Origin of the sequence: Mesorhizobium sp. M8A.F.Ca.ET.161.01.1.1 (genome assembly GCF_004792105.1) — a bacterium.
In the GTDB taxonomy this organism is placed as follows: Bacteria; Pseudomonadota; Alphaproteobacteria; order Rhizobiales; family Rhizobiaceae; genus Mesorhizobium.
In genome coordinates this window covers 284,023-296,200 of record NZ_SRTD01000002.1, presented here as the reverse complement: position 1 = coordinate 296,200, position 12,178 = coordinate 284,023, and the positions used below count along the sequence as shown (strand labels likewise).

Here is a 12,178-nt window from a genome sequence, read left to right as displayed (position 1 = left end):
GTCAGGCGGCGCGGCTGGCCAGCGCTTCCAGCGCGATGAACAGGCGCTCGCCTTCCCGCTTCACGGGAATGGTGCGCACGGCGCCTTCGTCGGCGCCAAGCGCCTTGCCCGTCTCCAGCGAGATGACCCAATTGTGCAGAGGGCACGTCACGGCCGCGCCATGGATGATGCCCTGGCTCAGCGGTCCGCCCTTGTGAGGGCAGTGGTCCTCGATGGCGAAGACCGCGTCGTCCGCTGTGCGGAAGACGGCGATCTTGCCTTGTGGTGTGGCGACGCAACGCGCGCCACGGCGCGGGATGTCGGAGAGGGTGCCGATGGCGGTCCAGGTCATGGGGGTCACTCCGCCGCCTGCGCAAACCCGACCGAAGCCATCGGCCGGAACTCGTGCTTGTCCTTGCCGGAGACGCGCTCGGACCACGGATCGACCTGGGCAAACTTCTGCGAAAAGACGAAGCGCTCGTAATAGGCTCGACGCTTCTCGCCATCGTCCATGATCTGGCGCTTGACCTCGGCTATGCCGATGCGCTTGGCCCATTTGTAGATGCGCTCGAGGTATCGGCCTTGCTCGCGATACATCTGCGTCAGCGCCACGATGTGCTCCAGCGCCTCGTCCTCGGTCCTCACCAGGCCGAGCACTTCCGTGCCCTTGATATCGAGACCGGCGGCACCGGCGAAGTGGATCTCGTAGCCGCTGTCGACGCAGATCACGCCGACATCCTTGCACGTCGCCTCGGCGCAGTTGCGCGGACAACCCGACACCGCCATCTTGACCTTGGCGGGGGTCCACGAGCCCCACATGAATTTCTCGATGCGAATGCCGAGACCGGTCGAATCCTGCGTGCCGAAGCGGCACCAGTCCGAGCCGACGCAGGTCTTCACCGTGCGCAGCCCCTTGGCGTAAGCATGGCCGGAAACGAAGCCGGCCTGGCCGAGATCGGCCCACACCGCCGGCAAATCCTCCTTGCGGATGCCGAGCATGTCGATGCGCTGGCCGCCAGTGACCTTGACCATCGGGATCTCGAACTTGTCGACGACGTCGGCGATGGCGCGCAGTTCGGCGGCGTTGGTCACGCCGCCCCACATGCGCGGCACCACCGAATAGGTGCCGTCCTTCTGGATGTTGGCGTGGACGCGCTCGTTGATGAAGCGCGACTGGTAGTCGTCGGCGTAGTCGTCAGGCCAGTCGCAGACGAGGTAGTAGTTGAGCGCCGGCCGGCATTTGGCGCAGCCGCAGGAGGTCTTCCACTCCAGTTCCTGCATGACCGCCGGAATGGTCTTCAGCGCCTTGGCCTTGATCAGCCGGCGCACCTCGTCATGGCCGAACGTGGTGCAGGAGCACATGGGCTGTACGGCGGCCGGGTTGTAGGTGTCGCCGAGGGTCAGCACCATCAGCTTTTCGACCAGCCCGGTGCAGGAGCCGCAGGAGGCCGACGCCTTGGTGTGGGCGCGCACGTCGTCGAGCGAAGTCAGGCCCTTGCCCGCGATCGCGCTCGTGATCTTGCCCTTGCAAACGCCGTTGCAGCCGCAGATTTCCGCATCATCCGGCAAGGCTGCAACGGCCGCCATAGGGTCCAGCGGGGCACCCCCCTGGTAGGATTGGCCGAAGATCAACGTATCGCGCATTTGCGATATGTCGGTCTGCTTCTTCTTCAGGTCGTTGAACCAGGCGCCGTCTGATGTCTCGCCATAAAGCACGGTGCCGATGATGCGGTCGTCCTTCAGCACCAGGCGTTTGTAGACGCCGGCGGAAGCATCGCGCAGCACGATCTCCTGGCGGTCGTCGCCGTCGGCGAAGTCGCCGAGCGAAAAGAGGTCGATGCCGGTGACCTTGAGCTTGGTCGGCGTGTCCATGTGGACGAAGGCCGCGGTCTCGTCGCCGGCAAGCTGATGAGCGGCAACACGCGCCATCTCGTAGAGCGGCGCCACCAGCCCATAAACCATACCGCCCACCTCGGCGCATTCGCCGAGCGCGAAGATGTCGGGGTCGTTGCTGCGCATGCCGGCATCGACGACGATGCCTCTGTTGACGGCGACGCCTGCATCCTTGGCCAGCGCGGCGTTTGGCCTGATGCCGACCGCCATCACCACCAGCGTCGCCGGGATGATGGTGCCGTCGGCGAGTTCCACCTGCTCGACCTTGCCATTGCCCGTAATCGCCTGGGTGTTGGCCTTGGTGATGACCTTGATGCCGCGCTCCTCCACCGCGCGCTGCAGGAGATAGCCGGCGGCCGGATCGAGTTGGCGCTCCATCAGCGTCGGCATGACATGCAGCACGGTGACGTCCATGCCTTGCGCGTTGAGGCCGGCCGCCGCCTCCAATCCGAGCAGGCCGCCGCCGATGACCACGGCCTTGGCCCGCGACTGGGCGGCGAGCATCATGGCCTGGACGTCGTCCAGGTCGCGATAGGTCAGTACGCCCGGCAGATTGTGGCCCGGCACCGGGATGATGAACGGCACCGAGCCGGTGGCGATGACGAGCTTGTCGTAGGGCTCGGTGACGCCATGGTCGGAGGTGATCGTCTTCGCCGTGCGGTCGATGGCCACGATCTTGTGGCCTTTGTAGAGGGTGATGCCGTGCTTGATGTACCAGCCGTCGCCATGGATGATGATTTCCTCATAGACCTTCTCGCCTGAGAGAACCGGCGACAGCATGATGCGGTCGTAGTTCACGCGCGGCTCGGCGTTGAAGATGGTGACGGCGTAGCGGCCCGGCGCCTGCTCCAGCAGATGCTCCAGCATGCGCCCGGGGGCCATGCCGTTGCCGATGATGACGAGTTTTTCGGTCATGGCGTTACTCCGCGGCTTCGACGAAGCGGTGGCGTTCGTAGAGGAATTTCAGCACCGCCTCGCGGCAGCGCAGGAAGGTGCGGTCGGAAGCAAGTTCGATGCGCCGGCGTGGCCGCGCCAGCGGCACGGGAAGCACTTCGCCGATGGTCGCGGCCGGACCGTTGGTCATCATGACGATGCGGTCGGACAGCAGCACCGCCTCGTCGACGTCATGGGTGATCATGATCGTCGTCGAGCCGAGTCTGGAATGGATATCCATCACGGCGTCCTGCAGATGGGCGCGCGTCAGCGCGTCGAGAGCTCCGAACGGCTCGTCGAGCAGCAGGATCTTGGGCTCCATGGCCAACGCCCGTGCGATGCCGACGCGCTGCTTCATGCCGCCGGAGATTTCGGCCGGGCGCTTGTCGGTTGCATGCGCCATCTGCACGAGGTCGAGATTGCGCATGATCCAGTCATGCCGCTCGGCCTTGCTCTTCGAACGGCCGAAGACTTTCGACACCGCCAGGTTGATGTTTTCGTAGACGGTCAGCCACGGCAACAGCGAATGGTTCTGGAACACCACGGCACGTTCGGGGCCGGGGCTGTCGACTTCCTTGTCTTCCAAAAGCACGGCGCCGGCGGAAACCTTGGTCAAGCCGGCGATCAGGTTGAGCAAGGTCGACTTGCCGCAACCCGAATGGCCTATGATGGAGACGAATTCGCCCTTGTGGATGGTCAGCCTGATGTCCCTCAGCACCTCGCTGACCTGGCCGCCACGCGCGAAGGATTTGTCGATGTGGTCGAGTTTGAGATAGGCGGTCATGGCGCTGTCCTCACTTTGCCGTCGTGCCGCGGGTGACAAAGGCGCCGACCGCCGCGACCAGGCGGTCGAGGCAGAAGCCGGTGACGCCGATATAGGCGAGCGCGACGATGATGTCGGGCAGCCGTGACGAGTTCCACGCGTCCCAGATGAAGAAGCCGATGCCGACGCCGCCGGTCAGCATTTCGGCTGCGACGATGGCAAGCCAGGATAGGCCGATGCCGATCCTCAAGCCGGTGAAGATGTAAGGCGCCGCGGCCGGCACCATGATCTTGACGAAGAATTCGAGCTGGTTCAGCCGCAGGATGCGGGCGACGTTGCGGTAGTCCTGCGGGATGTTGCGCACGCCGACGGCGGTGTTGATGATGACCGGCCAGATCGAGGTGATGAAGATCACGAACAGCGCCGATGGATTGGAGTCGCGGAAGGCGGCGAGCGACAGTGGCAGCCAGGCGAGCGGCGGCACGGTGCGCAGGATCTGGAACACCGGATCGAGGCCGCGCATCGCCCAGACCGACTGACCGACCAGCGCGCCGAGCGCGACGCCGACCACCGCCGCCATGCCGAAGCCGATGGCGACGCGCTGCAGCGAGATCAGCACCCGCCAGGCAAGACCGATGTCCTGGGGGCCGTTGTCGAAGAACGGATGCGCGATCAGGTCATAGGCTTCGTTCCATACCTGGCTCGGCGGAGGCAGGCTTGCCGTCGGCGACGAGCAGGCGATCTGCCAGACGACGAGCAGAAGGGCGATGACGATGGCGGGCGGGACGAGGGCGCTGGCGACCTTGCCCGCGATCGCCACCGGATCGATGCGGCGCTGCGTCTTGGCGGTGAAGGCGACCACCTCGCCCGGCTTGGCCGGGAATGCCTTTACCTTGGTGTCCTCGATGGCTTGGATGGACATGTCCTGGAAATACTCCGTGGCGTGCTGGTCGAACGGAACGAGAAACGGTGAAATGCCGTTTGCGCTGGGGGGGCACAAACGGCGAAATGCCGTTTGGCCTGACTAGGCCGATGCCTTGATCGTCAGGCTGTCGAGATAAGCCGAGGGGTTGGCCGGGTCGAAGATCTTGCCATCGAAGAAAGTTTCGACGCCGCGCGAAGACGAGGCCGGAATGTCGCTTGCCGCGACACCGAGTTCCTTGGCCGCCTCGCGCCAAATATCCTCGCGGTTGACCTGGTCGACCAGCGCCTTGATGTCGGTGGTCGGCGCGAACTTGCCCCAGCGGATGTTCTCGGCGAGGAACCAGCTGTCGTGGCTCTTGAATGGGTAGGAGACGCCGCCCTTCCAGAATTTCATGTAGAGGTCGGTGGCGGTGGCGACCCGGCCGTTGCCGTAGTTGATGTCGCCCTTGAGGCGGCCGACGATGTCGGCGACAGGCACGTTCATCCATTGCCGCTTGCCGATGATGGCGGCCATCTCGTCCTTGTTCTCCTTGGCGTCGCACCATTGCTGTGCCGCCATCACCGCCATGACGATCGCCTTGGTGGCGTTCGGGTATTTCTCGATGAAGGCGGCGCGCAGGCCGAGCGCCTTTTCCGGATGACCCTTCCAGATCTCGCCGGTCGTGGCGGCGGTGAAGCCGACGCCCTGGTGGACGAGCTGTTCGTTCCACGGTTCGCCGACGCAGAACACGTCCATGTTGCCGACCTTCATGTTGGCCACCATCTGCGGCGGCGGCACGACGATGGTCGAGACGTCCTTGTCGGGGTTGATGCCGCCGGCGGCCAGCCAGTAGCGCAGCCACAGATCATGTGTGCCGCCCGGGAAGGTCATGGCGGCCTTGACCTCCTTGCCTGCCGCCTTCTTGGCGGCGAAGGCGTCCTTCAGCTTGGAGGCATCGAGGCCGACGCCGGTGGCGGCATACTCCTGGGCTACTGAAATGCCCTGGCAATCGTAGTTGAGGCGAGCGACGACTGCCATCGGCAGCGGCTGGTTGTTCTGCGTCACCTTGCCGGTGTGCATGAGATAAGGCATGGGCGTCAGGATGTGGGCGCCGTCGATGCCGTTGGCTTCGCCGCCGAGCATCAGATTGTCTCGCGTCGCCCCCCAGGAGGCCTGCTTGAGCACCTCGACATCAGGCATGCCGAATTTCGCGAACAGGCCCTTCTCCTTGGCGATGATCAGAGGCGCGGCATCGGTCAGCGCGATGAAGCCGAGCTTGGCGCCGGTCACTTCGGGACCTTTGCCTTCGGCATGGGCGCCCGCGGGAAACAATGTCCTTGCGGCAATAAACAGTCCCGCCGTCAGCGCGCTGCTGGCCAGAAAATCACGGCGGGTGAAATCCTTGAGGGATGTGCCAGTTCCGATCCGTTTCGTCATCGTCGTCTCCGGTTGAGCGCCTTGGAAGCGCCGTCGATTGCGTGTTCGGCCAAAAACAAAAAAGCCGCCGTCCAGGCCTTCGCGCATCCCTGGGGATTGCGCAGTGGCCTGAGCGGCAGCTTTGCCTGTGGCGCCCGCCATTGGACGCCTGTTCCGTTGCCCGAGAAGGGCTCGCTCATTTCAATGCAGGAACCGTGCCAGTTTCCTTCTGGAAGAAAACATCAAATGAATTCAGTGGGATCGGAGCATCACGCGGCAACTCGATCCACCGCGATTGGGGTCAAACATTGATCACCTTGCCTACAGGGGCGCATAATTTTTGTGCAATGCACAAGGATGGCGCAGAAATGATCAGGCTTCTCCGAGGGTCGTTTTTTGGCTGTCGACATAGGCGTCGATCTCGTCCGGATCGAAGATCTGGCCGTTGAAGAAGCCGTCCGGGCCGAGCACTAGGCTGGCGCCCGCCGAGCCCACCGGCGTCGCCACCTTCAGCGCACCCTCGACCTTGGCATTGGCGCCCGGCAGCGCGACGCCGAGCGGCTTCAGCGCCGACCGGTAAAGGTCGGGCCGGTAGCAGTCGCGGGCGATGGCGAGATTCTCCGGCGTGTGCGCGACATGACCCCAGCGCACCATCTGGGTGTAGAACCACAGCGCATGGCTCTTCCAGGGGAAATTGGCGGCCTTGTCGAAAGGCACGAAGAAGTCCTCGACGGCCCGCTGTGCGCCGCCGCCGAGCTGCAGATGCCCGGTCAGGATCGGCATCTGAACGGCCGCCTCCTGGCCAAGGAAGCCGGGCTGCGCCATCAGCGCCGCCAGTTCGGCGCGATTTGCAGGGTCCTGGCACCAGCGCGCCGAGTGATGCAATGCGCGCAGCAGTGCAGCCAGGGCCTCGGGATTTTGCTCGGCCCAGGCCTTGCGCGCGCCGATGACCTTTTCCGGGCTGTTGCGCCAGAGCAGCGCCTTCACGGTGACGATATGGCCGGTGCCGGCCGCCACCGCGGCGCTGTTCCAGGGTTCGCCGACGCAATAGCCGTCGATGCGCCCAGTGGCCAGCGCGTCGGCCATGAAGGGCGGCGGCACAATCACGATCTCGATCTGCCGCTCTGGATCGATGCCGCAGGCGGCAAGCCAGTAGCGCAGTTCGTAATTGTGCCCGGAATGCGGGTGCACGACGGCAAAGCGCAGCGCCTCGCGGCCGGCGGCCGCCCGCTCGCGGATGAACGCACCGAGGGCCGCGCCGGCGCGAGCCGGATCGAGATCGGGTACGGCGCCGTGCGCCGCCATGCCGGCCCAGACGGCGTTGGAGATGGTGACGCAGTTGCCACCGAGCCCCAGCGAAAAGGGCACGATGGTCTCGGAGGCGAGGGGGGTGAGGCCAAGATTGCAGGCAAGCGGCATCGGTCCCAGCATGTGCGCAAGGTCGAAATGGCCGATGGCGATGCGGTCGCGGATGTTGGCCCAGGAGGTCTCGCGGTGCAGCGCCAGATCGATGCCTTCGCGCGCGGCAAAGCCCAGTTCGCCGGCTGCCACCAGGACGGCGCTATCGAAAAGCGGCATGAAGCCGGCGGTGATCTGATGCTCGGCGCCCATGTCTATTCGTCCCCCGGTCCGAGAAGCCCGGCGGCAGTCACCAGGCTCTGGGCGATATCGCTGATCTTGCGGTTCTGGTTCATCGCCGTCTTGCGCAGCAGCATATAGGCGGCCTCTTCGCTCAGGCCGCGCGATTTCATCAGGATGCCCTTGGCGCGGTCGATCACCTTGCGGCTCTCGAGCTCGCTGCGCGCCTCGTCCAGTTCGCGCGCCATGCGCGAGAAAGCGTTGAAGCGGCTCACCGCCATGTCGAGGATCGGCTTGACGCGCTCCTGCCTCAACCCGTCGACGACATAGGCCGAAACGCCGGCATCGACCGCGGCCTCGATCGAGGCCTGGTCGGAGCGGTCGACGAACATGGCGATCGGCCGCTTTACCGCACGTGACAGCTGGAACATGTTTTCCAGCATGTCGCGGTTGGGGTTTTCCAGATCGATGACGATGACGTCGGGCTCGATCTCGGCGATGCGGCGCGCAATGCCACTGACGTCATGGATGACGGTGACCCGCTGATGGCCCGCCTCGCGCAAGCCAGCCTCGATTATCGAGGCACGGATGCGGTTTTCGTCGATCACCAGGACGGCGAGTGAAGTTCGGATCATGCCCGCATTGTGGGCATGCTCGGAAATTTGTGCAATGCGGCAATGGCGGCGTCGGCGGGAGGCGACGGCTGTCAACGGCTATCCTTGGCGGCAACCCGCCAAGGGTTGGATCAGGAGACGGTTGGATCAGGAGACGGAGCGACCTCAGCCGCAGACGCGAACGTCCTCGAACACTCTGTGGTGGTGGCGCCAATGCACAATCGTTTCCGTGTGGCAGCGGTGATGGTGGTGGCGCCAGCGGTAGCCGCCATTGTCGTAGTCATCGTACTGAGCGTTCTGGTCGCCGTCATACTCGTTGTCATAGTGGCGCATATGATGACGGCGAACGACGATTCCGGAATCGTCATCCGAGGAATATTGGCCGCCGTCGTCGGACTGGATAGTCAGGCTGGCGGCTTGGGTCGGCGCCATCGCTGCCGCTGTCGCGGCGAATGCCAGCACCGAGGCCAAAATCAACTTTTTCATTCCATCCTCCTGTATATTCAACACATAAACTCGCTGAAGAACCGGGTGTTCCGCCCGAATCCACACGCTTTGCGACGCCGGCGACATCAAGGTGTTATCGGCCACATGCTACAGGCGAACGAAGGCGGTCAGCGGCAGATGGTCGGAGGCCACGCGCGACAGCGGCGTGTCATGCGCTTCGACGGTCGCGATCATGCCGTGCCGGTTGGCCATGATCCGGTCGAGTGCCAGCAGCGGCAGGTTGGACGGGAAGGTGGGGACTGCTGGCGGCTGCGGGCCGAAGGTCGCGTGCAGCGTGTTCAGCGCGGAGCGGTTTCCGAGCCGCCATTCGTTCAGGTCGCCGAGCAGGAGCGTCGGCTTCTCGTCGGGGCTGTTCATGATATCCAACACGACCTGGGCCTGCTGTGAGCGGGAGCGGCGCAGCAACCCGAGATGGGCCGCGATGATGCGCAAGGACTGGTTCCCGTCGAGATCGATCTCGGCCACCACGGCACCGCGGGGTTCGAGACCTGGAAGCCTGATCTGATGCACGTCGCGAACGACGCCCCTTTTGAACAGCAGGACATTGCCATGCCAGCCATGGCCTTTGCCCGTTGCGGAAATGGGCACCGGCACGAGGCCGGTTTCCAGTTCGAGACGGTGCAGGTCGAGGAGCCCGTCGCGGTCGCCGAAGCGATTGTCGGCCTCCTGCAGGGCGATGACGTCGGGGGCGATCTCGCGGATGACGCGGCTGGTGCGGTCGGGATCGAACTTGCGGTCGACGCCGATGCATTTGTGGACGTTGTAGGAGGCGACCAGCGTCCCGGTGACGCCGTCCTTCTTCGGCGAAAAGGCGTTGGCCTTGCGCATCCGCCTGTCGCGAATGGACAGGAGCATGCTGGCCGGCAGGCTGCGCCCATTCATTCGCATAGCGTGCCCATCATCCCTGCCGTTCTCATCATGCACCTAGAAATAGAGTCATTCGGCCGATGTTCCATGGTTGGCGACACGCTATCGGGCAAACACGTCATTTTGTTAAAGACAGGATTTCTCAGAGATAGGGCGATCCCAGCCAGAGGATGCGGTCAAACAGGCGGATGATGAAGGGCCGCGCGCGCAAGGAGGCCAGCGTCACTGGAACGGCCGTTTCGATCGCCGATCCGATCCGGGTCTCGATCTCGGTGGCAAAACCCGCGTCGAGGACCTCCAGATCGATCTCGAAGTTGAGCCGCAGCGAACGTGCATCGAGGTTGGAGGACCCGACATAAGCCCATACGCCGTCGATCGAAAGCAGCTTGGAATGATCGAAGGGGCCTTCCGTGCGCCATATGCGGCAATAATTCTTCAGGATCTGGTCGAATTGGGCGGTCATGGCGCGGTCGACGAGGAAGAGGTTGTTCACCGCCGGCACCACGACATCGATCTCGACGCCGCGCCTGGCCGCGGTAACCAGGGCGCTGATCAGTTCCCGGTCCGGCAGGAAATAGGGCGACATCAGGCGTATCGACTTGCGCGCGACCGAGAAGGCGCCGATCATCAGTTTGTGGTTGGTTTCGTTGCTGGCGTCCGGCCCGGATGCAACCGCACGCACCAGCATCGGCTGGCCAGCGGGCGGTGAAACCGGTGTGATCCGCCAGGCATCGCCCTTCAGCGCCTCCTTGGTGGCGAAGCGCCAGTCTTCCGCGGCGACCGAGAAGAGATCGGCGACAACGGGTCCGGTGACCTGGAAATGCGTGTCCTTGGCGCTGTTCGACCCGGCGAACTCCGCTGAAAAACCCTTGCGGATGTTCATGCCGCCGGTAAAGGCAACCGTGCCGTCGACCACCAGGATCTTGCGGTGAGTCCGCAGATTGGCATAGGGCAAGCGCAGGCCCATGACGATGTTGCCGTTGAAAACATCCGCCGTGATGTTGGCGCGGCGCAGATGCCCCAGGATGCTGGGGACGGAGTAGCGGGCGCCGACGGCATCGATCAGCACACGCACGGTGACGCCGCGCTGGACAGCGCCGGCCAGCGCTTCGACGAAAAGCAGGCCGACCGCGTCATTGTCGAAAATATAGGTCTCGAGCAGGACGCTGCGCTCGGCCCCGTCGATCGCCGCGCACATGGCGGGGTAGGCCTCGTCGCCGCTTTCCAGCACGTCGATTGCATTTCCCGGGTTGAGCGCGCGCCGCGCCACCCTGTCGCCCAGCGTTCTGAGGCCGGTGAACCGCTGTCCATAGCGCTCGATGATCAGCGCCTCTTCGGCGGCGACGTCGCGCTCATGCTTGGCCGACACCAGGCCCTCGGCAAGCGGGCGCTGCGCGCTGATCGTGGCGCGGCGGATGCGGTTGATGCCGGCCACGGCATAGATCAGCACGCCGAGAATCGGCGAGAGCACCATGATGCCGACCCAGCCGGTGGCGGCGCGGACGTCCTCCTTGGTCATGACGGCATGGGCAATGCCGATGGTCGCCATCACCACCGAGATGATCGCCAGTATTTGGGGCCAGTGAATCGCCAGGGTCTCGAACATTGCCAGGACTATCCAGCGAGCGCCCGCGGAAGGCAATGCAGCCGGCGATTTCCACACTCACCCATTGGGCTCCGCCGGTGAGAGAACGGCCGGCGCACGGTTATTTGAGCAAGCCAACCAGGACATTGAAAGCGGCGTCGATATCGGCGCGCACCGCGGCCTTGACGGCGTCGCCGTCGCGATCACACAGGGCCGCGAACATCTCCTGATGATGTTCGTTGGCGGTCGAATAGTTTCCCGAATCGTGCAGCATGTTGAAATAGGGGCTGATCTGCAGCCACAGGTTCTCGATGGGAAGGACGGACGATGAGCACAAAGGCACCTGAAACGGCGGCGGAATTTCTGGCCGGCCTCAATGGACAGCGCGTGCTGGTGACAGCAGGCGCCGGCGGCATTGGTCTCGCCATCGCCGACACGCTGTCGCGGCTCGGGGCGCGCATCGTCGTCTGCGACGTGTCCGACGAGGCGCTGGCTGCCGCTCCCGGCAAGATCGATCTGGTGGCCGCGGTCAAGGCCGACGTCTCACACGAAGACGACGTCGACCGGCTGTTCGAGACGGTCGCCGAAAAGCTCGGCGGGCTCGATGCCCTGATCAACAATGCCGGCATTGCCGGCCCGACCGGCGGCGTCGACGAGATCGAGCCGGACGACTGGCGGCGCTGTCTCGATGTCTGCCTGACCGGCCAGTTCCTGTGCGCGCGGCGCGCCGTGCCGATGATCAAGGCGGCGGGAGGCGGCTCGATCGTCTCGATGTCGTCGGCAGCCGGCCGCCACGGCTATGCTTTCCGCACGCCCTACTCGGCCGCCAAGTTCGGCGTGATCGGCTTCACACAGAGCCTTGCCAAGGAACTCGGGCCGCACGGCATCAGGGTCAATGCCATCCTGCCCGGCATCATCGAGGGTCCCCGCATCGAGGGCGTCATCTCGGCGCGCGCCAGGCAGATCGGCATCAGCCACGAAGAAATGACCGGGCGCTATCTGCAGAACATCTCGCTGCGCCGCATGACCAGCCCTTATGATGTCGCCTCGATGGTCGCCTTCCTGCTTTCGGATGCGGGGATAAACATTTCCGGCCAGTCGCTCGGCGTCGACGGCAATGTCGAAACACTTTGAGGGCA

12 protein-coding genes are annotated in these 12,178 nt (G+C 64.4%); 1 reads left to right on the top strand and 11 read right to left on the bottom strand.

What is annotated here, in order from left to right:
- Nucleotide 1 precedes the first annotated feature (1 nt).
- The 11 genes from nirD to EN804_RS06430 all read right to left on the bottom strand — a co-directional run bounded on the left by nirD (nt 2) and on the right by EN804_RS06430 (nt 11,376).
- The gene (nirD, locus tag EN804_RS06480; protein ID WP_127869848.1) at nt 2-331 is read right to left on the bottom strand and encodes a nitrite reductase small subunit NirD; all 330 of its coding nucleotides are present in this window, start codon (nt 329-331) and stop codon (nt 2-4) included.
- A 5-nt stretch (nt 332-336) separates the two neighbouring features.
- Nucleotides 337-2,787: a nitrite reductase large subunit NirB gene (gene nirB, locus EN804_RS06475; protein ID WP_135918946.1), complete on the bottom strand. Its 2,451-nt coding sequence runs from the start codon at nt 2,785-2,787 to the stop codon at nt 337-339.
- Nucleotides 2,788-2,791: 4 nt separating this feature from the next.
- Nucleotides 2,792-3,589, bottom strand: coding sequence for an ABC transporter ATP-binding protein (locus EN804_RS06470; RefSeq protein ID WP_135918945.1), 798 nt, complete (start codon nt 3,587-3,589; stop codon nt 2,792-2,794).
- Between the two features lie 10 nt (nt 3,590-3,599).
- A complete protein-coding gene (gene ntrB, locus EN804_RS06465; protein ID WP_135918944.1) occupies nt 3,600-4,490 on the bottom strand; it encodes a nitrate ABC transporter permease in 891 nt (296 codons plus the stop codon).
- Nucleotides 4,491-4,592: 102 nt separating this feature from the next.
- Complete coding sequence (locus EN804_RS06460) at nt 4,593-5,909, bottom strand: CmpA/NrtA family ABC transporter substrate-binding protein (protein WP_135918943.1); 1,317 nt, start codon at nt 5,907-5,909, stop codon at nt 4,593-4,595.
- A gap of 351 nt (nt 5,910-6,260) precedes the next feature.
- Complete coding sequence (locus EN804_RS06455; RefSeq protein WP_167531304.1) at nt 6,261-7,499, bottom strand: CmpA/NrtA family ABC transporter substrate-binding protein; 1,239 nt, start codon at nt 7,497-7,499, stop codon at nt 6,261-6,263.
- A 2-nt stretch (nt 7,500-7,501) separates the two neighbouring features.
- Nucleotides 7,502-8,101, bottom strand: coding sequence for an ANTAR domain-containing response regulator (locus EN804_RS06450; RefSeq protein ID WP_127275591.1), 600 nt, complete (start codon nt 8,099-8,101; stop codon nt 7,502-7,504).
- A gap of 144 nt (nt 8,102-8,245) precedes the next feature.
- Nucleotides 8,246-8,566, bottom strand: coding sequence for a hypothetical protein (locus EN804_RS06445; RefSeq protein WP_127275590.1), 321 nt, complete (start codon nt 8,564-8,566; stop codon nt 8,246-8,248).
- A 108-nt stretch (nt 8,567-8,674) separates the two neighbouring features.
- Nucleotides 8,675-9,475, bottom strand: coding sequence for an endonuclease/exonuclease/phosphatase family protein (locus EN804_RS06440; protein ID WP_127869842.1), 801 nt, complete (start codon nt 9,473-9,475; stop codon nt 8,675-8,677).
- A gap of 121 nt (nt 9,476-9,596) precedes the next feature.
- Nucleotides 9,597-11,060 (bottom strand): phosphatidylserine/phosphatidylglycerophosphate/cardiolipin synthase family protein, encoded by a 1,464-nt coding sequence (locus EN804_RS06435; protein WP_135881273.1) that lies wholly within the window; start codon nt 11,058-11,060, stop codon nt 9,597-9,599.
- Nucleotides 11,061-11,160: 100 nt separating this feature from the next.
- A complete protein-coding gene (locus tag EN804_RS06430) occupies nt 11,161-11,376 on the bottom strand; it encodes an FCD domain-containing protein (protein WP_245525020.1) in 216 nt (71 codons plus the stop codon).
- Between EN804_RS06430 and EN804_RS06425 the strand changes: the two genes are divergently transcribed.
- Entirely contained in the window at nt 11,367-12,173 is an 807-nt protein-coding gene (locus EN804_RS06425; RefSeq protein ID WP_135918942.1) for an SDR family oxidoreductase, read from the top strand. The genes EN804_RS06430 and EN804_RS06425 overlap by 10 nt on opposite strands.
- Nucleotides 12,174-12,178: the final 5 nt, after the last annotated feature.